Below are 25,015 nucleotides of genomic sequence, written 5' to 3'. Positions count from 1 at the left end.
TCGTCGCGCCCAAGGGCGCTCCCACAATAGAGCTGCAGTGGTACCGGCTCTCCGGCGCCCCTCACTCCTTCGGCGGTTTCATCTCATATTCCTTCGGCGGCGTATCGCCGGCGAGGTTGCGCACGAAGTAGTCCCAGCGTTTGCGCATCATGTAGTTGGCGGCGGCGCCGTAGGCGTGGTGGGCGTTGGGGATCAGCAGCAGGTCGAAGTCCTTGTTGGCCTTGATCAGCGCGTCGACGACCAGCAGTGTTTCGTACGGCGGGACGTTGTCGTCCATGGTGCCGTGGGCGAGCAGCAGGTGGCCCTGGAGGCCGGCGACGTGGTTCTGGTTCGCCTGGTCGTCGTAATTGCTCTTGCCGTTCTTGTCGGTCACCAGCAGGCCCTGCCACTTTTCGGCCCAGTCGTCTTCGTAGTTGCGATTGTCGTGGTTGCCGCTTTCGGCGATGCCGACCTTGAACAGATCCGCATAACGGAACATCGCCGTCGCGGTGGCGTTGCCGCCGCCGGAATGGCCCCAGATGCCGACGCGATCCATGTCGATCCAGGCGTAGCGCCTGCCCAGTTCCTTCAGGCCGGCCACCTGGTCGGGCATGGTGTTGTCGCCGATGTTGCCGAAGTACGCATCATGGAAAGCCTTGGAGCGCCATGGCGTGCCCATGCCATCGATGGCGACCACGATGAAACCCAGCTCCGCCAGCGCCTGATGGTCGGCGCGTGCGGGATTGAAACTGCGCGAACCCACCGAGCCGGTCTGGGGGCCGGGATAGACGTAGTCGACGACCGGATACTTCTTCGTCGGGTCGAAATGGGTGGGCTTGAACATCAGGCCGTACAACTCGGTCTTGCCGTCGCGAGCCTTGACCGTGAATGGCTCGGGCGCCTTCCAGCCGGAGGCCAGCAGGCGCGAGATGTCGGCCTTGGCAATGGCGTTCACCACATGGCCGTCCTGCGCGCTGCGCAACACGGTGACGGATGGCGTGGTCGGCGTCGAATAGGCGTCGGCAAACAGACGTCCATCCGGTGAGAGGGTGATCGTGTGGTCAGCGGGCTCGGGCGCCAGCAGCACCGGCGCGCCGCCATCCAGGCTCACCTTGTAGAACTGCTGGTAGTACGGATTGACGCCCTGCTCGCGGCCCACGCCGCGGAACCACAGCGTGCGCGAGGCGGCATCGAGCTTGAGCACCTCGGTGACGTTGCCTTCGCCGGTGGTGATGGCGTGCTTGAGCTTGCCGCTGTCAAGGTCGTACAGGTACAGGTTGCCCCAGTTGTTGCGCTCGCTGAACCACACCACTTCGTGGCTCGCCGGCAGGTACTGCCAGTTGACCTTGCCCGCGCCGCTTTCGTAATACGTCGGCACGCTTTCGTTGAACACCGTGCGCACGTCGCCACTGTGGATGTCGGCCACGCGGAACCATGCCTGCTTGTGGTCGCGCGAGGACGAAACGAAGGCCAGCGAGCTGGCGTCCGGCGCCCACTGCACGTCGTCCCAGCCGCCGTCGCGGCCGCAGCTGATGTCGTCGCACAAGCTGGAGCGATGCTGGTCGGGCTCCATCTTCAGGCGCAGCACCTTGCGCGCGTCGACATCGACGATGACGCGCTCGATCATGGTCACGTCCTTGTCGCCGACCAGCGGATACTTCCACTTCTCGACTTTCGGATGACCCACGTTGGTACCCACGATCACCATGTCGCCGGTCTTGCGCTGATCCTGCTGGAACGTGGCGATGCGCTTGGAATCGGGCGACCACACCAGGATGGCCTTGTTGGTGTGCTTCCAGCCGGCGTTGTCGGTGGCGTAGCCGTAGTTCTCCACGCCGTCGAGGGTGAGCTGGGTTTCCTTGCCGGTGGCGACGTCGCGAATCCACAGATTCCAGTTGCGCACGAACGCTTCGCTGCGCTTGTCCGGCGAGAGCACGCCCGGCTCGTTGCCGATGCCATCGACGGCTTCGTCGTGCCCCGCCACGCACACGATGTTGCCCTTCATGTCGCACAGGTAGTGCTTGCCATGCAGATTCAGGTCGAGGCGACCGTCCGCTGCCGTGGCGAAGGTGGTGATGCCCAACTTGCCTGCGCTGGTGGTCTTGCCCGACGCCTTGCCCAGCGCCGTGGCGAGACGCGCATGATCGAACGCGGGTTCGGCCTTGCCCGTGCCGGCATCGAAGCGCATGAAACGATCGCCGGAGGCGTCGTGATCGCGATACCAGAAGTGTCCATCGTCAAGCCACGTCACCGTCTGAACCGCGTGGTCGACCAGCGGGGTGACGTTGTAACCCACGTAGCGCTCGGCACGCGCGTAGTCATCGCTGGTGAGCGTACGTCCCTCTGCGGCGACGCCGGTGGAAAGAACGATGAGTGCCGCCGCGCCCATCAGGCACGCGCTACGTGTGTTCACTGCCATGCTTGCTCCCCCGTCGATCACGAATGTGGCCGCAGCTGTTCGGGCGGCCTAAAAGTTCATTCTAGTGCGACTTGGGGGGAGGGACACTGCCATAGGTACAGTGCCGGATAGTTCTTACCGGCAACGCTCAAGCAGGTACGACCGAGGCAAGATTGGCCCCTCACCCCAACCCTCTCCCCGGCGGGGAGAGGGAGAAGTGGCGCACTCAACGCAGATGCAGCCAATGCAGATGGACCCCGTTCTCGCGGTCCTCCGCGCGAAACCCTTCGCGTCCTTCCACCACGATGCCCCACACCGTGCGCATCTTCTCGCCCTGCGGCTCATCCACCCGTACCTGTTCGCCCAGGGCGATCGCGTAGCGGGTCTCCAGCATCATGACCTGGTCGCGTTCCCACACCAGGATGGCCGGGCGTCCGGTATTGGCGCCCCAACCCAGGTGGATCTGCACGTCCTTGGGGGTGTAGGTGCCGCGGTTGTCGAGCTTCCAGTTCTCGGACCGACGCAGTAACGCCTGCAGGCGCGGGTCGCTCCAATCCACGCGATTTCCCTTCGCTTGCGGCTTATGTGCATTCATGCGGCTGACACATCCCATCGAACGATATGACTGCGCCGCGGCGCTGGTCGCCACGACGGAACACCGCGCCATCGCCCTGGACGGTTGACGCGTATAGCCGGTTATCGGCGGTGCCGCGATGAACTTAAGGACGCGTTTTCAGCGGATGATCGAGGCCGCCGGCCGTGCGCATCATCAGGTTGCGCGCGAACGAGAGATGGCCGATCACCGGCACTACCTCGTCGCGGATCCAGCGCAGCCACAGCGGTCGACCGTGCACCATGCGCGTGATAGCGCCGATGCGGCGTACCACCGACTTGTGCACGGCGTGGCGCAAGCTGGCGTAGTCGTTCATGCGGCCCATGTCGCCGGCCAGCGCATCGGCGGCACAGGCAGCATAGACGTAGGCATCTTCGATCCCCAGGTTCATGCCGCGCGCGCCGATCGGCGAATGGATATGCGCCGCATCGCCTGCCAGGGCCACGCGCCCCACGCCGGTGCGCGCGGCGACGCGGTGGCCAATGTGGAACTGCGATTCCCACGACACCGCACCCAACGTGCCGTAGCGGCGCAAGGTCGCCAACGGATCGCGGGTATTGCCGATCACCCGCCAGCAGTCGCCGGCAAGACGCAGCACGAAGATGAAACCGTCGGGTTCGAACAGGATGTGCGCGCGATAGGCATCCAGCGAGCAGGCCATGGCGATGTCCCACAGTTGCCAGGGTTCTGGCAGGCTGCTGCCCTCGAAGTCCAATGCCAGGGCAGCGCGCGTGGCGCTGCGTGCACCGTCGGCGCCCAGCAGCAGGCGGCTGGTGACCTGTTCGCTGCGGCCGTCGGCATGCGCCAGCGTTGCCTTCACTTCGGCAAGGTCCTGCGCGAGCGACTGGAACGTCACGCCGCGCTCCACCGTGACGCCCCGCGCGGCCAACGCCTTGGTGAGCAGCGCTTCGGTGCGCGCCTGCGGCAGCACGGTCATGGCGGCATGTGCACCCGTCGCGCGCGGCAGGTCGAACGCCAGCACGTCGTGGCCGCCCTCGTGCAAGGTCGCGCCATGCACGGGCCAGCCTTCGGCCACGATCTGTTCGGCGACGCCGGTGCCCTGCAAGACCTCCAGCGTGCGGCTGTTCACCGCCAGCGCTTTCGATGTGGTGGACGGCGCCTCGGCCGTATCGATGATGCGTACCGCGACGCGCCGATGCGCGAGCATCAAGGCGGCGGCCAGTCCGGTTGGGCCGGCGCCCACTACGAGTACGTCGGGTTGCATCGATGCCACGGCGGCCCTCCCCAGGCTAATTCCCTGAGTTTGCCGCCAGGCAGCGTGGTGTCCGCGTCAAGAGCCTGCGCGCCAGTCCATCCGGCATTCGCTCAGCACTATGGCGCGGCGTGCGCGGCACGTCATACTGCGCCGCGAATCCTTCGGAGGAGCAAGCCATGGCCCACTTGCTGATCTTCCTGCTGATTTTCGCCGGCGTGTTCGGTTGTGCGCTGCTGGGCATGTATGCGCGCACGCGCCTGCCCGATCATCATCTGGATGATGACTCCTCTTCCTCCATCAAACTGGCCGCCGGCCTGATCGCCACCATCGCTGCGCTGGTGCTCGGCTTGCTGATCTCCTCGGCCAAGACCGCTTACGACTCGGTGAACGGCGATCTGCAACGCAACGCCGTGAATATCCTGCGTCTCGACCGTGCGCTGGGTCAGTACGGACCCGAGGCGAAACCATTGCGCGACGTGCTCAAGCGCAGTTACAGCAACTGGGTGGATCGGCTGGCCTCCGGCGACCGCAAATGGATTGCCCAGCTCGACAGTCCGCAGATCCTCAGCCATCTCAGCGAGTTCCAGCGCCGCATCGCAGCACTGACGCCCACTACGCCGGCACAAAAACAGTTGCAGGAGCGTGCGCTCGATATTTCCGACGACGTGTTCACCGCCCGCTGGCTGGCGCTGATGCAGAAGAACGGCAGCATCCCGATGACGCTGTTGCTGGTGCTGGCGGCATGGCTGTGCGTGATCTTCGGCACCTTCGGCTTGTTCGCGCCGCGCAATCACACGGTGCTGTTCTTTTTCCTGGTGTGCGCATTGTCCGCTTCGGGCGCGATCTTCGTGATCCTTGAAATGGATACGCCGCTCACCGGCGTGTTGCGCGTGTCGGTGGAGCCGATGCGCGAGGCGATCAGCCAGATGGGCCAGTAGCGCTCAGCGCACGCCGTCCATCAGCTCGACGATCCAGTCGATGAACACGCGCAGCCGCAGCGGCAGTTGCCGCTGCGACTGGTACACCACGCTGATCGGAAACGCCGGCGGCGGCGTGGCGGGAAGCAATTCGACCAGGCTGCCGCGCGCCAGTTGTTCCTGCACCCGATAGCGCGGGAACTGCGCAATGCCCAGCCCGGCCTCGCAACAGGCCATATACGCCTCGGTGCCGCTCACCGACACCGGCGCCGGCAGCGGCACTTCGCGCATGCGCTTGCCCACCATGAACTCCAGCGGCGAGGCGCGGCGCGTGGTGGGCGAGGTCCAGTTCACGGCGACGTGTCCGTCCTTCAGGTCGGCCAGGGTCTGCGGCAGGCCATGGCGCTGCACATAGGCGAGGCTGGCCACGGTGGCCTGCGACAGCGTGGCCACGCGCCGCCCCACCATCATGGAGTCGGGCAGGTCGCCGCCGCGCAGCACGCAGTCCACGCCTTCCTGCACCAGGTCGATGAAGCGGTCGCTGGTGCCGATGTCCAGTTCGATCTGCGGATAGCGCGCAAGGAAGGCCGGCAGCGCCGGAATCACCACCTTGCGTGCCAGCGACGAGGCCAGGTCGATGCGCAGACGCCCCTTGGGCACCACGGCGGCTTCGCGGAAATCCGCCTCCACCGCGTCGAGGTCCGCCAGCAGGCGCACGCAATGGTTGTAATACACCTCGCCGTCGCGGGTGGGACGCACGCGGCGCGTGGTGCGCTGGAGCAGGTGCGCGCCCACCCGCTCCTCCAGCCGCTTGATGGTGTGGGTGAGCGTGGCGCGCGGCAGGCTGAGGTCGTCGGCAGCCCGCGTGAAGCTGCCCAGTTCGACGATGCGCGTGAACACCCGCATGGCTTGGAGGCGATCCATGATTGTTGGCCATTTCGACAACAGACCTGGCGATTATTGTGCATTTATCGCAAGACCGTCATGGCCAAGAATGCCTGGTCAGCTTTCCCACCCTCCCCTGACCCAAGGAACGCCCATGCACATGCGACAGCTCGGCAAGAATGGCCCCTCCGTCTCCGCCCTCGGCCTCGGCTGCATGGGCATGAGCGAGTTCTACGGCACCCACGGGAACGATGCCGAATCCATCGCCACCATCCACCACGCGCTGGAGCGCGGCTTCAATTTCCTCGACACCGCCGACGTCTACGGCCCGCACACCAATGAAGTGCTGGTCGGCAAGGCCCTCCGCGATCGCCGCGAGCAGGCCTTCCTGGCCACCAAGTTCGGCATCGTGCGTGACCCGAACGACCCGGCCAAGCGCGGCATCAGCGGCAGCCCCGAGTACGTGCGCGCCGCCTGCGACGCCAGCCTCAAGCGGCTGGGCGTCGAGTACATCGACCTGTATTACCAGCATCGCGTGGACACCAACGTGCCGATCGAGGAAACCGTAGGCGCCATGGCCGAGCTGGTGAAGGCGGGCAAGGTGCGCTACCTGGGTCTTTCCGAAGCCTCCGGCGCCACCCTGGAGCGCGCTGCCAAGGTGCATCCGATCGCGGCGCTGCAGGTGGAGTTCTCGCTGTGGACGCGCGATCCGCAGGAGAACGGCATGGTGACGTCCTGCGCCAGGACGGGTACCAGCATCGTGGCGTATTCACCGCTGGGTCGTGGCTTCCTCACCGGCGCCTTCCGCAGCCCGGAAGATTTCGACGCCGACGATTACCGTCGCCAGAGCCCGCGCTTCCAGGGCGAGAATTTCTTCCGCAACCTGGAGCTGGTGGACAAGGTCAACGCGATCGCCGCCGAGAAGGGCTGCACGCCCGCACAGCTGGCGCTGGCCTGGGTGCTGGCGCAGGGCAAGGACGTGTTCGCCATCCCCGGCACCACCAAGCGCACGCGCCTGGACGAGAACCTGGGCGCCCTCGACATCTCGCTCAGCGCGGAAGAACTGAAAGCCATCGATGCGGTGTTCCCGCCCGATGTCGCCGCCGGCGAGCGTTACGCGGGGCCGATGATGCAGATGGTGAATCGCTGAGCCAGGCCCTGGCCCGGTGCCTGACAGTTGGCGATCCACATCCTGACTGCATGTGTAGGAGTTGGCCTACTTCAGTTTTCGGAGGCCTGAGGCAATCTAGCCATGTCGGAGTTTCCACGAACTACGACGACCCCGGACCAGTCGCCCCCCTAGAACTGGTCCAGGAGGCCCCCGAAAGGGGGCCTTTTTTTTGCGCCCGCCGTGGCCCGCCGCGCTCAGTTCGACGCCGACTGCCACGCCAGGCGTTCGTCGGCATCCAATGCCAGCGACACCGCCCGTCCGTCGGCCGCCGAAGCGATGGCTGCCTCGATCACCGCCATCACCGTGATCGCCTGTTGCGGCGTGACGGGATTGGCGCCTCGTCCCAGCACCGCATCGCGAAAGGCCGCGTAGTAACGGCTCTGGTCGCCGCGGGGTGCAGTGAGCTGGGTGACCTGGCCGTTGCCGTCGTACAGCAGCAACTCATCGGGATCGACGCCCCAGTCAGCATCGCCGGGACGCGTGCCGGCAATCAGCTGCGCTTCCTGCTGATCGATGTGTCGCTTGACCAGGCTGGCCTGCGTGCCGTGCACGGTGAAGCGCGCGCTGCCGCCGGCCACCAGCATGCCGGCATGCAGGATCACGCGGCGCGCGCCATATTCGAGCACCACATGCGCCCAGTCGGTGGCCTCGCCTCCTTCGCGCTGCGTGGCCAGGCTGCCCCACACGCGCTCGGGCAGACCGAACAGGCACAAGGCCTGGTCCACCAGGTGCGGACCCAGGTCGTACCACAGGCCGCTGCCCGCACCCGCCTGCTCGCGCCAGCGCGCGCGCACCTGCGGACGGAAGCGGTCGATATGCGACTCGAAGTGGGTCACCTGGCCCAGTGAGCCCAGCGACATGAGCTGCCGGACGCCGAGGAAATCGCTGTCCCAACGGCGGTTCTGGAACACCGACAACACGCGCTGCTGCCGTGCGGCGACCGCGGCCAGTTCGCGCGCTTGCGCAAGATCGAGTGCAAACGGCTTGTCCACCACCACGTGCTTGCCTGCTTCCAGCGCGGCGCGCGCCAGCGGGGCATGCGTGTCGTTCGGCGAAGCGATCACCACCACATCCAAGCGGGGATCGGCAAAGACCTCCTCGGCCCGGCCCCGCACATCCACGTCGGGCAGATCGGCATGCACCTTGCCGGCGTCGCGCGACACCACCGTGCCCAACGCAAGACCCTGCACGCTGCGGATCAACGGCGCATGGAACGTCTTGCCGGCGAAACCGTAGCCAATCAGCGCCACGCGCAACGGAGCGGAAACATCAGTCATGGGCAACTCGGGTGGATGACAGGTCTCCATGATAGGCCACGCCCGTCGACGGCCCGTCGGAAACGGCTTCGCATGGCGATAACGTTTTCGCGCGCACCATGCGGTGCCTTTCCGCCAGCGCCGAGGATGCCGACATGTCACTCCGTCCCGTGTTGATCGCCGCCCTGCTTGCGGCGGCTGGTGCGAGCAGCCCCATCGCCGCACAGGATGCACCCGCCGCCAATGCACCGCAGGCCAAGCGCACCATCCTCGACCAGCACGAACAAAGCGGCGTGCCGGGCACGGAGATCGTGCTCGGTACCGCCGACGTTCCCGCGGGTGGCGCGGTGGGTTGGCACGTGCACAACGGCGATGAATCGGGTTATGTGCTGAAGGGCAATCTCGTGCTCAAGACGCGCGGCAAACCCGACCAGGTGTTGAAGGCGGGCGATCACTTCTTCAATCCGCGCGGCGCGGTGCACAGCCTCGCTGCGGCGCCGGGCAGCGACGGTGGCGTGGCGCTGTCGACATGGATCGTGGACAAGGGCAAGCCGCTCGGCGAGCCGGTGAAGTAGCCGGTTGCGTGCGAGCAAGAGCGATATCGTGAACTGAGCACTTGGACCACACGCCAATCGTTTACGCACCGCAGATCACCCGCGAATGCAGCGAATGATCTTGCGCGACTTCACGAACAAGTCACCGGCGCAGTGCTACTGAAGGTCCCCGTCTAGTCTGGCACCCCAGGACGGGGACATGAGCAAACGCACGCAGCGAGCACCGGCTCCATCGGCGAACTCCAGCCTTTACGGCGCGCCTCGACACCTTCTTCCGCTTCCTTCCCCTCGATTGCTTTTCGCCTGTGTGATGACTGCGCTGTCATCACCGGTCTTCGCCAATTGCGTATTGCAATCCGATGGCCTGACCGTGTTGTGCGATGGCAGCGCGCCCAATCCCTTCACCCGCAGCATCAACGCGATCACGGTGGGAACCGGAACGCTGGTCATTCCCTCCAGCGGAGCCAAGGTGATCGTGAACGCCGGTGCCGGCGTCTCCACCACGGGTGCCGCCATCCAGGTCGGCAACAACAGCAGCGTGAGCAATGCGGGCGCCATCAGCACGACCTTCATCAACGCCTACGGCATATGGGCGGGCGACCCGAACAACGCATCGAGCACCACGGTGGGTTACGGCAATACGCTGGAGAACGACGGCAGCATCCGGACCACCGGCAGCAATTCGGTGGGCATGTTCGCGCGCACGGCCAACCGCACGGTGGGCAACACGCTGATCAATCGCGGACGCATCGATACCTTCGGCTCGATCTCCGGTGCCAGCACGCGTTCGTCCTCGGCAGGCATACGCTCGGAGAGCGTGGTGGCCAGCACCATCCTCAACTACGGCATCGTCGCCGCGCATGGCGCCTACGCCACCATCGGCACTGGCCCAAGCATCGCCATCGCCGGCAATGGCGTGGAAATGGCCGGGCCCGGCAGCTTCACCAACGCGGCGGGCGCGAGCGTTTCCAGCGACAACGCCTATGGCTTCTACGCGAACGGACCCAACTCCAACGGCATCACGGTGACCAATGCCGGCAGCCTGAGCGGCAGCCGCGGCGCGATCCTGTTTGGCGCGAGACAGTCCAACAACACAGTCATACTGCAGGCCGGCTCCAGCACCGACGGATCGATCGATGGCGGTACCGGCGGCAGCAACAACACACTGGCCTTCGACGGCTTCACCTCGACGGCGTTCGCCAATGCGATACCGAACTGGCAATTCGTGGCTCTGCGCAACGCCGCCAACGTGACGTTCTCCGCAGCGAACTACGCGCTCACCAATCTCTCGCTGGATGCAGGCACCACCGCGACCTTCGCCACGCCCGCGCTGAGCATCGCCGGCCAGATCACCGACAACGGCGCGCTGGTGTTCGACAGCCCCAACAACCTCGCCATCGCTGCGCCGATCCTGGGCAGTGGCACGCTGACGCAGGCAGGCGACGGCACGCTGCTGCTGAACGGTGCGAGCACCTATACGGGCGCCACCACGGTCGCCAGCGGCACGCTGCAGGCGGGCGGCGCCAACATGTTGGCACCCGCTAGCGCTTTCAGCGTGAACAGCGGCGCCACGCTCGACCTGGGCAACGCCGACCAGACCATTGGCAGTCTCGCCGGTGCGGGCAGCGTGACATTGGGCGCGGGAACGCTCACCGCCGGTGGACTGGGCAGCTCCACGTCGTTTGGCGGTGTGATCGCCGGAAGCGGTGCGCTGGTGAAGACGGGCGCCGGCAGCATGGCGCTCACGGGCGCCAACACCTATACCGGCGGCACCACGATTGCGGCCGGAACACTGCAACTGGGCGATGGCGGCAGCGGCGGAAGCATTGCGGGCGATGTAACCGACAATGGATCGCTGGTGTTCGATCGCAGCGACACTTCGACGTTTGCCGGCACGATCTCGGGCACCGGATCGGTGACCCAGCAAGGCACGGGCGTCACCGTTCTCACCGGCAACAGCAACTACAGCGGCGGCACCACCATCAGCGCCGGAACGCTGCAGCTGGGCAATGGCGGGAGCAGTGGCAGCATCGTCGGCGACGTGACCGACAACGCAGCGCTGGTGTTCAACCGCAGCGATGCGTCGACGTTCGACGGCACGATCTCCGGCACCGGCAAGGTGGCGCAGCAAGGCACGGGCACCACCATCCTCACGGCCGACAACCTCTACAGCGGCGGCACCACGATCCAGGCCGGTGCGTTGCAGCTCGGCAATGGCGGCACCAGCGGAAGCATCCTGGGTGACGTGACGGACAACGGGCGCCTGATTTTCGATCGCTCGGACACGGTCATCATCCCTGGCGTGATTTCCGGCAGCGGCAGCGTGAAGCAGCTCGGCAGCGGCACCACGATCTTCACCGGCAACCACAGCTATACCGGCGGCACGGTGATCGCCAACGGCGCACTGCAACTGGGTAACGGCGGCACCAGCGGCAGCATCGTGGGCGACGTGCAGGACGGCGGCACGCTGATCTTCAACCGCTCGGACACGGTTACCTTCAACGGCGTGATCAGCGACTGGACCACCACCACGCCCGATCCGATCGGCGCCGTGCAGCAGAACGGCACCGGCGCCACCGTACTCACCGCGCTCAACACCTACAGCGGCACGACCATGGTCAATGCCGGCACGCTGGCGGTGGGCAATGTGCCGATCAGCACCGCGGCGATTGGCGGCGGCGGTGCGGTGAACGTGGCCAACGGCGCCACCCTGGGCGGCTACGGCATGATCGGCAACTACGACGGCTCGGGTGGCCCCGTGAACAACGACGGCACCATCGCCGTTGCCGATGCCGTGCCGTTGTTCCAGGGCGGCAGCAAGGGCGACTTCGCCATCAACGGCACGCTGACCAACAACAACCTGATCCAGCTGGCGGGCGCAGGCGTGGGCAATAGTTTGTTCGTCGGCAATCTGGTCGGTCAGGGCAATTCGCGTATTGCCATGAACACCGTGCTGGGCGATGACGCATCCAACTCGGATCTGCTGGTGGTCAGCAAGGGTGTTACCAGCGGACATACGGTGATCAACGTCAGCAATGTCGGCGGCCAGGGCGCCGCAACGCCCGGCAATGGCATCCTGGTGGTGGCCGCCTCCGGCCAGGCCGCCACCACGCCGGATGCGTTCGAACTCGGCACGCCGCTCGAGGCGGGCCCGTATCAGTACGCGCTGTTCAAGGGATCGCGTGACACCTCCTCGCCGGAATCCTGGTACCTGCGCTCGGAAGACCCGACGCCTCCCACCGATGTGCTCGATGCCCTGGGCATCACCATCCCCGCGCCCGGTACGCCGGCAGCGACGCGACCCTATGTGGCCTACTACCGGCCGGAAGTCTCGTTGTACACCGCGCTGCCCTCGATGGCGCTCAACTACGGCAAGGCGTTGATCGGCACGCTGCACGAACGCGTGGGCGAGGAAGCGCAGCTGCGCGATATGTCGGGCGACGGCTTCGGCGCCAGCGGCGTATGGGCGCGCGTGATTGGTCAGGATGGCCAATGGGATGCGAAGAGCGGCGGCATCTATCGCGACGGGCCCTCGTTCGACGACAACATGGTCGCGGTGCAAGCCGGCCTGGATCTCTATCGCGATGAACGCGACGGCGGTGCCCGCGACTTTGCCGGCGTGCTTGCCTCGGTAGGCCATGGTCATGGCAGCGTGACCAACTACGACGACACCTCGGCGGGCAACGACCGTTTCGATGCGACCTCGGTCGGTGTTTACTGGACGCGCTTTGGCGCGAAAGACTGGTATCTCGACGGTGTGGTTCAAGGCACCTGGTACGACGCCAAGTCCACCTCGAACGAACAGCGGAGTCTTTCCACGCAGGGATTTGCCACGACGTTGTCGCTGGAGGGCGGCTACCCGTTCGCTTTTGCCAACGGCTGGTCGCTGGAGCCGCAGAGCCAGCTGATCTATCAGTCGCTGCAGCTCGACAACGCCACCGATAGCTCGGCGCGTGTGCAGTTCCGCGACAGCGATTCGCTTGCCGCGCGCGTGGGCGGCCGGGCATCGCATACCTGGGCGTGGGATCAGGCGGGCAAGCCCCGGCTGCTGTCGGGCTGGTTCTTCGCCAACCTCTGGCATGAGTTCAAGGCGGATGCGGTGACCGCGTTTTCCTCGCAGACCGGCGATGTTCCATTCCACTCTGATCTGGGCGGCAGCTGGTGGGAATTGGGGACGGGTCTGAGCACGCAATTGAGCAAGAGCGCGTCGCTGTACGCCACGATCAGCTACGACAAAGGTTTCAACGAAGGCGTGAAGGCTGTCAACGGAAACCTGGGTATGCGCATTAACTGGTAGGTACTCGCGCCCGTCGCGTTGGCGAGGCCTTCCTGGGCCTGTCTAAGTCCGCGCTAAGCAAACCGCCGCTGCGCATCACCCCTGTGCAACAGAACTGTCAAACGGCGAACCCACGCTAGTGCCCTGAATCCAGCCACTACTCGGGCCGCCATGTCTTCTTCTTTCCGTCGGCGCTGCGACGCGCCGCAGCTACTCCTGCGTCCTATTTCCGGTGCGATCGCGCTGGCCTTGCTGGTCAGCCTGTCGCTGAGCCAGCCCGCGCATGCCGCCGATGCCGATACGGCGGCCAGCACCTCAGCCGATGCGTCGTCCAAGCCCGGCGCCAGCGCACTGAAGGCGCCGAAGGAACTGGAAGAAGTCGAAGTGCAGGGCTCGGCTGCCACCTCGGCCATCACCCAGGCGCCCGCGCAGGCCGACCTCAACATCACCCAGCCGCAGTCGGTGATCGGGCTGGACTGGATCAGCAACCATGTGGCGCCCACCGCCGATTACGCGGCGATTGCCGCCATTGCGCCGGGCGTGACCAATGTCAGCACGGCTGGCCCGGGCCTGGGCGAATCCAAGCAGATGACGTTGCGCGGCTTCAACGACAACTCCTACAACGTCACCTACGACGGCATTCCGTTTGGCGACACCAACGATTTCAGCCATCACACCAGCAGTTACTTCCCGGCCAAGATGATCGGCCAGGTGGTGGTGGACCGCGGCCCCGGCAGCGCCAGCACGATCGGCGAGGCGACGTTCGGCGGCACCGTGGCGCTGAGTTCGAAGGACCCGACCGATTCGTTCTCGTTCATCCCGACGCAGAGTTTCGGCAGCTACGACACCTCGCTGACCCACCTGGAACTCAACACGGGCAAGCTCGACGACCTCGACGGCGGCAAGCTGATCGCCAGCGCGCAGTACATCAGCACCGATACGGCCAAGACCGACGGCGACACCTCGCGCAAGACGGGCTATATCAAGTACGTGCAGCCGGTGGGCTCCAACACCGAGATCACCTTCCTCAGCAACTACAACTACATCCGCTTCAACAACCCGAACCTCAGCTCGTTGACGCTGCAGCAGATCGACCAGCTGGGCCGCAACTTCGGCCTCAACAACGATCCCACCAGTACCAACTGCGCCTGCTACAACTTCCAGACCAAGCAGACCGACCTGGAATACCTCGGCGTCCACAGCCTGCTGTCGGACACCTGGTCGCTGGACAACAAGGTCTATACCTACGCCTACGACAACACCAGCCATGAGAGCCCTTACGTGGGCACCAAGGCATCGCCCACCAACATGGGCGGCTACGTGAAGATCAACAACTACCGCGCCTGGGGCGATGTGTTCCAGCTGGTGCATGCGGACGACCATGGCCAGTTCCGCACCGGCGGCTGGTACGAGTACACCAACAACGAGCGCAGCAGCATCGCCATCGACTACGGCCGCGACGGCGCCATCGACGTGAAGCCGGGCGCGTCGACGTTCGGCACGTTCAACAGCAAGGGCGTGTACAGCGGGCCGTACAAGTACACGATGAAGGACCAGCTGCATACCGGCCAGCTCTACGCCGAGTATGAGTGGTACGCGTCCGACGGCCTGAGCATCACGCCGGGCGTGAAGTACTTCAACGTCAGCCGCGACATCGAGGCGCCGATCAACCAGACCACCAAGACGCCGCTGTATTACAGCCAGACTTGGGACAAGACGCTGGGCTACCTCACCGCGAACTATCTGCTGCGCGATGACTGGAGTATCTACGCCACCGCGGCGCAGGGCATGCTCACGCCGAACCTCAACGAGTTCTACGTGCCCAATCCGGCGCTCGACAACACCAAACCCGAGCAGACCATGAACTACCAGTTCGGCACGGTCTACAAGACCGAGCGCTTCAATGCCGATGCCGACGTGTACTTCATCAACTTCAAGAACTACCAGTTCTCCACCACCGTGCCCGGCACCACCGATGCGGTGTACTACCTGGCCAAGGGCGCGTACATCAAGGGTATCGAAGGCGAGCTCACCTATTACGTGGGCAGCGGCACCAGCCTGTTTGCCAACGGCTCGCTGCAGGATGCGACGTTCAAGGGCTCCAAGCTCGACATCCCCAACGTGCCGGACCGCACCGCCGCGCTGGGCGTGATGTATGAGAACGACGGCTTCTTCGCTTCGCTGTACGACAAGTACTCGGGAAGCCAGAAGGCGTATAACTCCAGCTTCAATCCGGATGTGGCCTCGTCGGTGACTTCGACCATCGGCACCGGCGGTTACTGGCAGGCGGCGATGAGCGTGGGCTACGGCCAGAACCTCACCGGCTCGGTGATCAAGAGCTACAAGTTGCGCCTGCAGGTGGACAACCTGTTCGATGCGCACAACCTGGTGATCAACTCGGTGAGCGGCAACGTGGGCTCGTACTACGTGCTGCCGGGCCGCAGCTGGTTCGCTTCCGTGTCGCTGGCCCTGTGACGGAGGAGATCAGCATGATGTTCAAGCGCACCCTCCTTGCACTGCTGTTGATCGCGCCGTCCCTGGCTGCTGCCAAGGACTCGCATGCGAATGCGTACCTCAGCGACGCGCAGGTCGATGCCGTGATGTCTGCCCTGCCCCCACCGAGCCCACCGGGCACCGCGGAGGACCAGGCCGACCGCGCCACCACCGATCGCGCGTTCGCCGCGCGCTCTTCGGCCGATTTCGCCCAGGCGAAGCAGGAGGAGAAGTTCAATGCGTTCGACTTTGCCCCGGTGATCGGCGCGGACTTTCGTGCGGACAAGCTTCCCCACGTGGCCGCGCTGTTCAAGGAAGCCGAGCACGAGACGAAGGAAGCGGTGGATCTGTCCAAGAACCACTGGAAGCGCGTGCGTCCCTGCCCGCCGGCATCGGACTGCGCGATGCATCCCGAGGCGTTGGCGAAGAAGAGCTTCGGCTATCCCAGCGGTCATTCCAGCCGCGCCACGGTGGACGCCATCCTGCTCGCGCAACTGTTTCCGCAGGACGCCGATGCGTTGATGCAGCATGCGCGCGATATCGGCTGGCGTCGCGTGGTGAAGGGCGTGCACACGCTGCAGGACATCTATGCGGGCCGCCAGTTCGGCCAGGCACTGGCCACCGACATGCTCGCTTCGCCGGCCCTGCAGCACGATCTCGCGGCCGCCCGCGAGGAATTGCGTGCCGCCGGCCTGGTGTCCAGCCCTTCCAAGGCCCCCTAGTACCTGTCCGCGGGCTCCGCATGGCCCGCAGGCAAGTGCGATTGCCCAGGGATGGGCAGCTTTACCCAGGACGGTAACAAAACGGTAAGACAATCGGACGCTGACCCGGCGGGCCCCTCGGCCCGCCGTTCTCGTAGCGAGAGGACGTGATGCACATCATCCTGGTGGAAGACGATCTGGAACTGGGCGCCGCCATCCAGCGCGTGCTCGACCGCCTGTCGTACACGGTGACCTGGATCACCGACGGCACCGAAGCCGTTGCCGCGATGCAGGAACAAACCGCCGATCTCGTGCTGCTCGACCTTGGCCTGCCCGGCAAGGACGGCCTGGACATACTCACCGAGGCACGCCGCAACGGCATTCGCACGCCGGTACTTATTCTTACCGCGCGCGATGCGGTGCAGGCGCGCGTGCATGGTCTCGATGCCGGTGCCGACGACTACCTCACCAAGCCGTTCCATCTCGATGAACTGGGCGCACGCATCCGTTCGCTCACCCGCCGCATGCAGGGCCTGGCTGCCAACCGCATCGAGGCCGGTGCGCTGTGCCTGGACCTGGGCACGCTGGAAGTCACCTTTCGCGGCGACCGGGTGGATCTGACCCGCCGCGAGATGTCGCTGTTGCAGACCTTGATGGAACGCAGCGGCCGGGTCGTGCGCCGCGACACGCTGGAGAGTTCGCTCTACGGCAGCGAGCGCCAGGTGACCGACGGCGCGCTCGATGTGCTGGTGCATTCGCTGCGCCGCAAACTGAGCTTCGAGACCATCCAGAACGTGCGCGCGTTCGGCTATATGATTCCGCGGGACCCGCGGTGAAACCCACCAGCCTGCGCGGCCGTTTGCGCTGGATGATCATCGCGCTGTTGCTGCTGTTCCTGCTGCCGCTGGCGTTCTACAGCTTTCGCCGCACCAGCTCCGAGATGGCGGTGCTGTCCGATGCGCGACTGGCCGAAGCGGCGCACACCATCGCCACGCTGACCCAGCAGGCCGGTATCCAGACCTTTGCCGGCCACGAGGGCATGCTGGTTCCCGTGCAGAAGAAAGGCGTGCTGGCCGCGCAGGGCGAGGTGGCCACGCACGAATCGGAAGTGGGATTCCAGGTGTTCGACCGCCAGGGCAAGCTGGTGCTGGGCACGATCAACCTGATGACCCTACCGGCGACGCCGGATGATCGCTCGGCCTATCACGACCTGAAGAAGCAGCACCATGTGTGGCGCGTGTTCAACTACGTCGATCCGAACAGCGCTTACGTGATCCGCGTCGCCGACCGTTACGACAGCCGCGAGGACATCGTGCACACGCTGTGGCTGGATCACGGCCTGCCGTTCCTGTTCGGCCTGCCCGTGCTGGCGTTGCTGGTCGGCTGGGCCGTGGGCCGTGGGCTGCGCCCCCTGGCCAGCCTGACCACGGCGCTGTCCGCGCGCGAGCCCGGCAGCCGCGCACGCATCGTGCTGCCCGATGCGCCCAGCGAGCTTCGCCCGGTGCTCAATGCACTCAACGAACAGCTCGACCGCCAGGAAGATGCGCTGGAACGCGAGCGCCGCTTCAGCGCCGACGTGGCGCACGAACTGCGCACGCCGCTGGCGTCGATCCTGCTCAACCTGGAGAGCGCCATGGAGACCGTCGATCCCGACGAGATCCAGGACAGTCTCGCCGGTGCGCACGGCAGCGTCGCCACGCTCGGCCGTCGCATCGAACAATTGCTCGCGCTGGCCAAGCTCGAGGCAGGTGCGGCGTCCAGCCCGTTCGAAGCGGTGGACCTGATCGATCTGGCCGGCGGCGTGGTCAAGGAGCTGGCGCCCAGTCTCCAGCGCCGCGGCGTGGAATTGGGTTTCGTGCTGCAGGACAGCCGCGTGGTGGTGCAGGGCTACGCACCGGCACTGGTGGCCTTGCTGCGCAACCTGTTGGAGAACTCGCTGCGCCAGGTATCCGCCGGTGGACGCATCCAGCTCGCCGTGGCGAGAAATCAGCAGGAAGCCACGCTCGAAGTGATCGACAACGGGCCCGGCATCCCGCTCGAACGGCGCCATGCGGTATTCGCCCGCTTCCATCGCGAAGCCGGCAGCCGCGGCGAAGGCTACGGCCTGGGCCTTTCGATCGTGGCCCGCGCCGCCAGCCTGCACCGCGCCACCATCGAATTGCTCGACTCGCCGTTCGGGCGGGGATTGCGCGTGCGCGTCTCCATTCCGTTGCTGTGCCCTTGAGGGCTTCTTTCGTCGCTGCGTAACGATTTCCTAGCGATAAGCACAACGGCAGGCAACCGAATGTTGACTGCCGGACGGATCGCAGGAAATTTCAGTACTCATTAAGCCCCGCGACCCGAGCATCGACTCCAGTTCAACGGAGTACGCCATGAAGAAGTTCGCCCTTGCTCAACGTGTCGTGTTTGGCCTGGCGGTCGCCGCGACCGTTGCTGCACCGATGGCTGCGTCCGCACGCGATGGCTGGGGCCATGGCAACGGCGATCGCCGGGGTTACGACCGCGGTCATGACCGCGGCTATGGCAATCGCGGCTACGGCTACCGCGATCATGGCAACTGGCATCGGGACGACCGTTACCGCGGCGGACACAACAATGCCGGCAACTGGATTGCCGGGGCCATCGCGGTGGCTGCGGTGGCGAGCATCGTGCAACAGGCCGTGGCGCCGCCGCCGACCTACTATCAACCGGCCCCGGTCTATTACCCGCAGGCACAGGCGCCGAGCGTGGTCTATCGCCAACCCGGGACGGTGGTCTATCAGCAACAGCAGCCGGTCGACGGGCAAGTCATCTATGAGCAGCCCACCGATGGCTACCAGGGTGACTATCAGGACGGCTACTGAGTCGACATGGCACTCCGTGTTTGAGAAAAGCCCGGCAGCTGCCGGGCTTTTCGTCATGGCGCCTGCCCTTCGCCAGACGACGAAGCAGCAATCTGCGGAACGTCAGTGCGGTGGGCTCTTCTCGAGCAAGTCAGCGAGAACGTCGGCCAGCTCGACCTGGCGAAACGGTTTGGACAGGCGCGGCAAGTCGACCACGGTGTGATCGTTGAGCGACGCGAAGCCGGTAATCACCAGCACCGGCAGTGCCGGGCGCAATTGGGCCGCTTCGCTCGCGAGTTGTGCGCCGGTCATGCCCGGCATGGCGTAGTCGGTGATCAGGATGGCCACGTCCAGGCCGTCGCGCAGCAAGGCGAGCGCCTGATGGCCGGACGATGCCTGGCGCACGACGTAGCCGGCATCGATCAGCATCTCCGCCGTGCCGGAACGCACGAGCTCCTCGTCGTCCACCAGCAGCACCGCCGCGCCTTGCCCGCGTCGCAGCGGCGCCTTGCCGACCGCCTGCGTCGCGCCGTCATCCAGGCTTTCGGTCGACGCCGGTAGCCACAGCGTGGCGGTGGTTCCGCGGCCGTGCACGCTGGACAGCGCGAAGTCGCCACCCGACTGCGCGGCCAGGCCATGCACCATCGACAGGCCCAGGCCGGTACCCTGCCCCTTGGCCTTGGTGGTGAAGAACGGTTCGACCGCACGCTTGATGGTGACCTCGTCCATCCCCGATCCCGTATCGGACACGGACAAACGGATATAGCGTCCTTCGGGCAGGCGCGCATGGTGCGTCATGCTTTCCTGGCCTACGGCGATGGTCAGCGTGCCACCGCCGGGCATCGCGTCGCGCGCGTTCACCGCGAGATTCAACAACGCCAGTTCGAACTGGTTCGGGTCCATCATCGCAGGCGGCAAGCTCGCCTCGCCTTCGATCTTCAAGACGACCTGCGGGCCGAGCGAGCGCGTCAGCAGGTCTTCCATGCCGTTCACGAGCTGCCTCACGTTGACCGGCCGCGCCTGCAGATGCTGGCGCCGCGCAAAGGCCAGCAGCCGTTGCACCAGCGTGCGCGCGCGCTCGGCCGCCTGCAGGCCGGCGCCGGTCAGCTTGCGTGTCCGCTCGTCGTCTTCGTGCAGGCGGGCGACCATGTCGAGCGCACCGACAATCGGCGTGAGCAGGTTGTTGAAGTCGTGCGCCACGCCACCGGTGAGCTGGCCGATGGTTTCCAGCTTCTGCATCTCATGCACGCGCGCCAGCGCTGCTTCGCGCTGCGCCACCACCTGCGCCACGCGCTCGCCGAGTTCGCGATTGAGCAGGTGCAGTTCGTCCTCGGCACGCGCGCGCTCGGACGCGGACCAGGTGCGCTCGGCTACCGAGCGTGCGAACTGGCGGTCTTCGTCGTCCCAGCGCCGGGTCGCCGGATATTGCACGACGAACGCGCCCACCTGCTGGTTGTTACGCGAGACGGGAATGGCCAGCACGCAGGCATCGGCCGCCGGCGGGGCATCGTCGTCAACCGCCAGCGTCTCGCCCGGCGACGGCTGGTCGGCATAGCGCACGGTGTCGGCACCCAGCTCCTGGCGCAACAGATCGACCGCGAACTGCCTTGCCGCCGGTGCATCCGTGATACTGCGCAACGAGTCTTCCAGCTGCAGCAACGATGCCTGCCTGCGCGCACTCACCACGCGACGCGTGGTCTCGGAGACGATGCAAAGCACGCCGCCCACGGAACCGTCCGCCTCCGGCACGGCGGAATAGGAGACGTCGAAGTAGGCGGTCTCGCCGTAGCCGTGGCGTTCGATATAGAACGGACGATCGGACGCGGCAAAGGTGCGTCCGGTTTCGCGCACGCCTTTGAGCAACGGCTCCAGGTCGTCCCATAGTTCGGCCCAGTTCTCACAGGCGGGCCGACCCAGGGCGCGAGGGTGTTTGTCGCCGATGGTCGGAGCGTACGCGTCGTTGTAGAGCGCGACGAAATGCACGCCCCAGAACAACACGACCTGTGCCCGCGCCGCCAGCAACATCCCCACCGTGGTGCGCAGGCTGGATGACCAGGTGTCGGGCAAGCCGAGCGGCGATTGCGACCAATCCAGATCGCGCATCAAGGTATCCAAGCCGCCGCCTGACGAGGGGTCCAGCTGCATGTTGTCGGCGGCGACGATTTCAGCCATGCGTCATGTCACTCCAGAATCTATACCAAGGCTGCCATACGACCTGGGACGGAAAGCGCGGTGAAGTCCGCCATGGCCGTCACTGCATCCATCGTCCGGCGGTTTCTGGATATCGCGTCCCATGTGTAGAGGCTGACAAAGTTTTCATCCGCTGATCGTGCCTGTTCAGGGCAAGGTGATGATCGCCTGCAGGCCGCCGCCTTCGCGATGGGCCAGGCGCAGCTCGCCGCCGATGGAAACGATCAGCTGCGAGGCAATCGCCAACCCGAGCCCCGCGCCGCCGGTGTCGCGGTTGCGTGACGATTCCCGCCGATAGAACGGCTGCAGCACCTGCTCCCACTCATCCTCGGGAATGCCGGGACCACGGTCGGATACGGTCACGCTGAGCGTGTCGGACATCGTGCGCAGCACCTCGACTTCGGCCCCGCCGCCGTACTTGATGGCGTTGTCGATCAGGTTGGCCAGCACGCGGCGCAGTGCCTGTGCGCGAACGGTCGTGGTCGCCGTCACGCTGGCGGTGAGGGTGACCGGCCGGCCCATGTCCTGGTAGTCGAACACCAGGCTTTCCACGAAGGCGCCCAGGTCGAGCCGCACCGGCGCTTCCGATCCGCCATGCGCGCTGCGCGCGTAGGCCACGCCTTCGCGCACCAGGTGTTCGAGTTCGTGCAGGTCGTCGATGATGCGCTGCTGTTCGGGCGATGCATCCAGTGCTTCCACGCGCAGGCGCATGCGTGTGATCGGTGTCTGCAGATCGTGCGAGATGGCCGCCAGGATGTGCAGGCGTTCCTTCAGATGGCGCGCGATGCGATCCTGCATGGTGTTGAACGCCTTCGCTGCACGCGCCACCTCGGTGGGTCCTTCCTGCGATACGCGCGGACCATCGGCCGTGGGAGTCATCGCGTCGGCCGCCGCGGCCAGCGTGCTCAACGGACGCGTGGCCAGGCGCACCGCCAGCCAGGTGCAGATCAACAGCAGGATCACCTGCAGCATGAACACGAACGGCAGCCACGAGGCCAGCGGCTTCATGTGCGGTGTGACCTGCAAGGTGAGCGGCGAGCCGTCGTGCAGGGTGAAATGCACCTGGTACCGCTCCGGCGACATCGAAATGGTGTTGCCGTACACGTGGAAGTCGGGCCCCAGTTCCTTGGCGATCAGCTGGGTGACGTAAGCGGAGCGCTCGGTGGCCAGCTGTCGCCCGGGTTCGCCGGAACCGAGGATGTAGAAATAGTTGTCGCGCTCCAGCCGGTTGAGCCAGCGCGAACGTTCCGCGGCCGGCAGGCGGTCGATCACCGCGACCGAGGTGCCCACGTCGTGTTCCAGCGTGTTGAACATCACCGCCGTCGCGCTTTGCATGCGTTCCATGTACAGCAGCGCAAACGACAGGCCCTGCGCCAGCATCAGCCCGGCGAAGATGATCAGGTACAGCCGCGACGCCATGCTGCGCGGCAGCCAGCGGCGCTTCGTGGTGGCGGGCACGTCGCTCATGAATCCTGGCCGTTGAGGATCACCGGCATCGAGAACACATAGCCCTCGCTGCGCACGGTCTTGATGTAGGTCTGGTCGCGGGCACCGTCCTGCAGTCGCTGGCGCAGGCGGCTCACCAGCAGGTCGATGGAACGGTCGAACAGTTCCGCATCCCGGCCCTGGGTGAGGTTGAGCAGTTGATCGCGCGACAGCACGCGCTGCGGATGGTCGAGGAAGACCCGCAGCAGGCGGAACTCGGCACCACTCAGCGAGACCACGGTGCCTTGCTCATCGAGCAGATGGCGCGCAGTGGTATCGAGGCGCCAGCGTCCGAACGCAATGCTGTCGGCACTCTCGGTCACGCGCAGGTTGGGCGGCAGCATGCGCGTGCGGCGGATCACCGCCTTGATGCGCGCCAGCAGTTCGCGCGGCGAGAACGGCTTGGTGACGTAATCGTCCGCGCCCATTTCCAGCCCGATGATGCGGTCGGTCTCGTCGTCGCGCGCAGTGAGCAACACCACCGGCAGGTGCTTGTGCTTGCCGCTGCGCAGCGTGCGGCAAAGCACCAGGCCGTCGTCGCCGGGCATCATGATGTCCAGCACGACCAGGTCGAACGCCGAGCCGTCCAGCTGCGCGAACATCTCGCGGCCATCGGCGGCTCCGCTGGCGCGCAAGCCGTTCTTGCGCAGGTAATCCACGATGCCCGTGCGGATCCCGTGATCGTCGTCGACGACCAGGATCTGGTCGATGTGTTCCATGCTGCCTCCCATGCTCCGCACCGTATTGCCTGGTCTTACGCTTTGCCGAGCAGCTGGCGGATGCGTGCCTCGGTGCGATCGTAATCGCCTTCGCCGACATGGCGATAGACCACGTGGCCCTCGCGGTCGATCAGGTAGATGGCCGGCCAGAAACGGTTGCCGTAGGCGTTCCAGATGCGGTAGTCGTTGTCCATCGCCACCGGATACTTGATGTCCAGCGCGCCGATGGCGTCCTTGAGTGCGCTCGCGTCGCGCTCCTCGTCGTACTCGGGCGTGTGCACGCCGACCACGACCAGGCCATCGGCGGCATAGCGGTCGTACAGCGCCTTGGTGTGCGGCAGCACGTGCACGCAGTTGATGCATTCACGCGTCCAGAACTCGATCAGCACCACCTTGCCGCGCAAGGACTGCATGCTGAGCGGCGGCGAGTTGAACCAGCGGGTGGCGCCGTCGAAACCGGGTGCGGTGCTGTTCGCGGCCGGCGTTTCCGCGCTGGCGATGCCCGACACGCCCGGCCACGCGGCGACAAGGGCGGCACTGAAGGCCGCGACCACGGCGAGAAGACGCAGTATTTTCATGGGATGGGTACTCCAGGGACAGGTGACGGCGCACGCGCCGGGATGCTGCCTATGAGAGCAAGCCACTTTGTATCGGGGATGTCGTGCGGAGCGGCTTTTTGTATCGCTTTGTATCCGGTCTGGGGACGCGTCTTCGCCCCGATGCGGTGCTCTTTGTATCCGCATGTATCGCGTGGGTACCGTTATACATTTCGATGCCTTTGAGCCGGGTGCGCGACACATCGGGGATACGCGGCGGCGGTTTCATGGCCACACCGGCGGATCCACCGCCCACGTCCATCAACCGAGGAAACCTTCCATGTCCGACCGCACCGTTCTCTACACCGGCAAGACCTCCACCACCGGCGGCCGCGATGGCCAGTCGCGCAGCGACGACGGCCAGCTCGATATCAAGCTGTCGCCGCCGGGTTCCGGCAAACCCGGCAGCAATCCTGAGCAGTTGTTCGGCGCCGGCTGGTCGGCCTGCTTCATCGGCGCCATGGGCTTCGCCGCCCGCGCGCAGAAGATCGCCCTGCCGGCCGACACCCGCGTGTCGGCGGAAATCGATCTCGTGCAAGGCAACGATGGCTACGCCTTGCAGGCGCGCTTGAACGTCTCGCTGCCGGGCCTGGAGCGCGAGGTCGCGCAGTCGCTCATCGATGCCGCTCACCAGACCTGTCCCTACTCCAAGGCCACGCGTGGAAACATCGACGTGGCGTTCTCGCTCGTCTGAGTCGTCGAAATCCCATGGACCGAGGCTGCCAGCAGTGGCAGCCTCGGCCT

Annotated in this window: 19 protein-coding genes; 10 read left to right on the top strand and 9 right to left on the bottom strand. The window is 65.6% G+C overall.

The window, feature by feature from the left end; genetic code table 11:
- Positions 1-61 precede the first annotated feature (61 nt).
- From ACN9MB_RS02335 to ACN9MB_RS02325, 3 genes are all read right to left on the bottom strand, one after another.
- Positions 62-2,398 carry a DPP IV N-terminal domain-containing protein gene (locus ACN9MB_RS02335; RefSeq protein ID WP_426270646.1) on the bottom strand — a complete coding sequence of 779 codons (2,337 nt, stop codon included), beginning with the start codon at positions 2,396-2,398 and terminating at the stop codon, positions 62-64.
- 205 nt (positions 2,399-2,603) lie between these two features.
- Complete coding sequence (locus ACN9MB_RS02330; RefSeq protein WP_204636821.1) at positions 2,604-2,972, bottom strand: hypothetical protein; 369 nt, start codon at positions 2,970-2,972, stop codon at positions 2,604-2,606.
- A 124-nt stretch (positions 2,973-3,096) separates the two neighbouring features.
- Positions 3,097-4,215, bottom strand: coding sequence for an FAD-dependent oxidoreductase (locus tag ACN9MB_RS02325; protein WP_426271873.1), 1,119 nt, complete (start codon positions 4,213-4,215; stop codon positions 3,097-3,099).
- A 167-nt stretch (positions 4,216-4,382) separates the two neighbouring features.
- On the opposite strand from ACN9MB_RS02325, the gene ACN9MB_RS02320 reads away from it, so the two are divergent.
- Positions 4,383-5,144 carry a hypothetical protein gene (locus ACN9MB_RS02320; RefSeq protein ID WP_204636823.1) on the top strand — a complete coding sequence of 254 codons (762 nt, stop codon included), beginning with the start codon at positions 4,383-4,385 and terminating at the stop codon, positions 5,142-5,144.
- A gap of 3 nt (positions 5,145-5,147) precedes the next feature.
- Here the strand turns inward: ACN9MB_RS02320 and ACN9MB_RS02315 are convergent, their stop codons facing one another.
- Positions 5,148-6,047 carry a LysR family transcriptional regulator gene (locus tag ACN9MB_RS02315; RefSeq protein ID WP_204636824.1) on the bottom strand — a complete coding sequence of 300 codons (900 nt, stop codon included), beginning with the start codon at positions 6,045-6,047 and terminating at the stop codon, positions 5,148-5,150.
- 115 nt (positions 6,048-6,162) lie between these two features.
- Between ACN9MB_RS02315 and ACN9MB_RS02310 the strand changes: the two genes are divergently transcribed.
- On the top strand, positions 6,163-7,158 hold the full coding sequence (locus ACN9MB_RS02310; protein ID WP_204636825.1) for an aldo/keto reductase: 996 nt from the start codon (positions 6,163-6,165) through the stop codon (positions 7,156-7,158).
- Positions 7,159-7,373: 215 nt separating this feature from the next.
- Here the strand turns inward: ACN9MB_RS02310 and ACN9MB_RS02305 are convergent, their stop codons facing one another.
- Positions 7,374-8,456 carry an oxidoreductase gene (locus ACN9MB_RS02305; protein ID WP_426270645.1) on the bottom strand — a complete coding sequence of 361 codons (1,083 nt, stop codon included), beginning with the start codon at positions 8,454-8,456 and terminating at the stop codon, positions 7,374-7,376.
- Positions 8,457-8,590: 134 nt separating this feature from the next.
- Between ACN9MB_RS02305 and ACN9MB_RS02300 the strand changes: the two genes are divergently transcribed.
- From ACN9MB_RS02300 to ACN9MB_RS02270, 7 genes are all read left to right on the top strand, one after another.
- Entirely contained in the window at positions 8,591-9,010 is a 420-nt protein-coding gene (locus tag ACN9MB_RS02300) for a cupin domain-containing protein (protein WP_204636827.1), read from the top strand.
- A gap of 289 nt (positions 9,011-9,299) precedes the next feature.
- Positions 9,300-13,286 carry an autotransporter outer membrane beta-barrel domain-containing protein gene (locus ACN9MB_RS02295; protein ID WP_426270644.1) on the top strand — a complete coding sequence of 1,329 codons (3,987 nt, stop codon included), beginning with the start codon at positions 9,300-9,302 and terminating at the stop codon, positions 13,284-13,286.
- Between the two features lie 150 nt (positions 13,287-13,436).
- Positions 13,437-15,740 (top strand): TonB-dependent receptor, encoded by a 2,304-nt coding sequence (locus tag ACN9MB_RS02290; protein ID WP_426270643.1) that lies wholly within the window; start codon positions 13,437-13,439, stop codon positions 15,738-15,740.
- A 14-nt stretch (positions 15,741-15,754) separates the two neighbouring features.
- Positions 15,755-16,480, top strand: a complete 726-nt coding sequence (locus tag ACN9MB_RS02285; protein WP_426270642.1) for a phosphatase PAP2 family protein — start codon at positions 15,755-15,757, stop codon at positions 16,478-16,480.
- Positions 16,481-16,629: 149 nt separating this feature from the next.
- Complete coding sequence (locus ACN9MB_RS02280) at positions 16,630-17,295, top strand: response regulator (protein WP_204636877.1); 666 nt, start codon at positions 16,630-16,632, stop codon at positions 17,293-17,295.
- On the top strand, positions 17,292-18,683 hold the full coding sequence (locus ACN9MB_RS02275) for a sensor histidine kinase (protein ID WP_426270641.1): 1,392 nt from the start codon (positions 17,292-17,294) through the stop codon (positions 18,681-18,683). Before ACN9MB_RS02280 ends, ACN9MB_RS02275 begins: the two co-directional genes overlap by 4 nt.
- A 148-nt stretch (positions 18,684-18,831) precedes the next feature.
- Positions 18,832-19,302, top strand: coding sequence for a hypothetical protein (locus tag ACN9MB_RS02270; RefSeq protein ID WP_426270640.1), 471 nt, complete (start codon positions 18,832-18,834; stop codon positions 19,300-19,302).
- Between the two features lie 102 nt (positions 19,303-19,404).
- Here ACN9MB_RS02270 and ACN9MB_RS02265 read toward each other — a convergent pair whose 3' ends face one another.
- The 4 genes from ACN9MB_RS02265 to ACN9MB_RS02250 all read right to left on the bottom strand — a co-directional run bounded on the left by ACN9MB_RS02265 (position 19,405) and on the right by ACN9MB_RS02250 (position 24,253).
- Positions 19,405-21,453 carry an ATP-binding protein gene (locus ACN9MB_RS02265; protein ID WP_426270639.1) on the bottom strand — a complete coding sequence of 683 codons (2,049 nt, stop codon included), beginning with the start codon at positions 21,451-21,453 and terminating at the stop codon, positions 19,405-19,407.
- 165 nt (positions 21,454-21,618) lie between these two features.
- Complete coding sequence (locus tag ACN9MB_RS02260; protein WP_426270638.1) at positions 21,619-22,938, bottom strand: sensor histidine kinase; 1,320 nt, start codon at positions 22,936-22,938, stop codon at positions 21,619-21,621.
- A complete protein-coding gene (locus ACN9MB_RS02255; protein WP_204636835.1) occupies positions 22,935-23,675 on the bottom strand; it encodes a response regulator in 741 nt (246 codons plus the stop codon). Before ACN9MB_RS02255 ends, ACN9MB_RS02260 begins: the two co-directional genes overlap by 4 nt.
- A 35-nt stretch (positions 23,676-23,710) precedes the next feature.
- Positions 23,711-24,253: a redoxin family protein gene (locus ACN9MB_RS02250; protein ID WP_426270637.1), complete on the bottom strand. Its 543-nt coding sequence runs from the start codon at positions 24,251-24,253 to the stop codon at positions 23,711-23,713.
- 298 nt (positions 24,254-24,551) lie between these two features.
- Here ACN9MB_RS02250 and ACN9MB_RS02245 point away from each other — a divergent pair, with 298 nt between their 5' ends.
- Positions 24,552-24,965, top strand: coding sequence for an organic hydroperoxide resistance protein (locus tag ACN9MB_RS02245; RefSeq protein ID WP_204636837.1), 414 nt, complete (start codon positions 24,552-24,554; stop codon positions 24,963-24,965).
- Positions 24,966-25,015: the final 50 nt, after the last annotated feature.

It is taken from the genome of Dyella kyungheensis (assembly GCF_049913195.1).
GTDB lineage: Bacteria > Pseudomonadota > Gammaproteobacteria > Xanthomonadales > Rhodanobacteraceae > Dyella > Dyella kyungheensis.
The sequence above is the reverse complement of the archived record's forward strand: the minus strand, read 5'-3'. Positions and strand labels throughout refer to the sequence as shown.

Bases quoted from the DNA above. Each gene is read 5' to 3' on its own strand.
- ACN9MB_RS02280 (WP_204636877.1), top strand. From the start codon at position 16,630: ATGCACATCATCCTGGTGGAAGACGATCTGGAACTGGGCGCCGCCATC.
- ACN9MB_RS02255 (WP_204636835.1), bottom strand. From the start codon at position 23,675: ATGGAACACATCGACCAGATCCTGGTCGTCGACGACGATCACGGGATC.
- ACN9MB_RS02305 (WP_426270645.1), bottom strand. From the start codon at position 8,456: ATGACTGATGTTTCCGCTCCGTTGCGCGTGGCGCTGATTGGCTACGGT.
- ACN9MB_RS02290 (WP_426270643.1), top strand. From the start codon at position 13,437: ATGTCTTCTTCTTTCCGTCGGCGCTGCGACGCGCCGCAGCTACTCCTG.
- ACN9MB_RS02330 (WP_204636821.1), bottom strand. From the start codon at position 2,972: ATGAATGCACATAAGCCGCAAGCGAAGGGAAATCGCGTGGATTGGAGC.
- ACN9MB_RS02325 (WP_426271873.1), bottom strand. From the start codon at position 4,215: ATGCAACCCGACGTACTCGTAGTGGGCGCCGGCCCAACCGGACTGGCC.
- ACN9MB_RS02310 (WP_204636825.1), top strand. From the start codon at position 6,163: ATGCACATGCGACAGCTCGGCAAGAATGGCCCCTCCGTCTCCGCCCTC.
- ACN9MB_RS02315 (WP_204636824.1), bottom strand. From the start codon at position 6,047: ATGGATCGCCTCCAAGCCATGCGGGTGTTCACGCGCATCGTCGAACTG.
- ACN9MB_RS02285 (WP_426270642.1), top strand. From the start codon at position 15,755: ATGATGTTCAAGCGCACCCTCCTTGCACTGCTGTTGATCGCGCCGTCC.
- ACN9MB_RS02270 (WP_426270640.1), top strand. From the start codon at position 18,832: ATGAAGAAGTTCGCCCTTGCTCAACGTGTCGTGTTTGGCCTGGCGGTC.
- ACN9MB_RS02245 (WP_204636837.1), top strand. From the start codon at position 24,552: ATGTCCGACCGCACCGTTCTCTACACCGGCAAGACCTCCACCACCGGC.
- ACN9MB_RS02320 (WP_204636823.1), top strand. From the start codon at position 4,383: ATGGCCCACTTGCTGATCTTCCTGCTGATTTTCGCCGGCGTGTTCGGT.
- ACN9MB_RS02260 (WP_426270638.1), bottom strand. From the start codon at position 22,938: ATGAGCGACGTGCCCGCCACCACGAAGCGCCGCTGGCTGCCGCGCAGC.
- ACN9MB_RS02250 (WP_426270637.1), bottom strand. From the start codon at position 24,253: ATGAAAATACTGCGTCTTCTCGCCGTGGTCGCGGCCTTCAGTGCCGCC.
- ACN9MB_RS02265 (WP_426270639.1), bottom strand. From the start codon at position 21,453: ATGGCTGAAATCGTCGCCGCCGACAACATGCAGCTGGACCCCTCGTCA.
- ACN9MB_RS02295 (WP_426270644.1), top strand. From the start codon at position 9,300: ATGACTGCGCTGTCATCACCGGTCTTCGCCAATTGCGTATTGCAATCC.
- ACN9MB_RS02300 (WP_204636827.1), top strand. From the start codon at position 8,591: ATGTCACTCCGTCCCGTGTTGATCGCCGCCCTGCTTGCGGCGGCTGGT.
- ACN9MB_RS02335 (WP_426270646.1), bottom strand. From the start codon at position 2,398: ATGGCAGTGAACACACGTAGCGCGTGCCTGATGGGCGCGGCGGCACTC.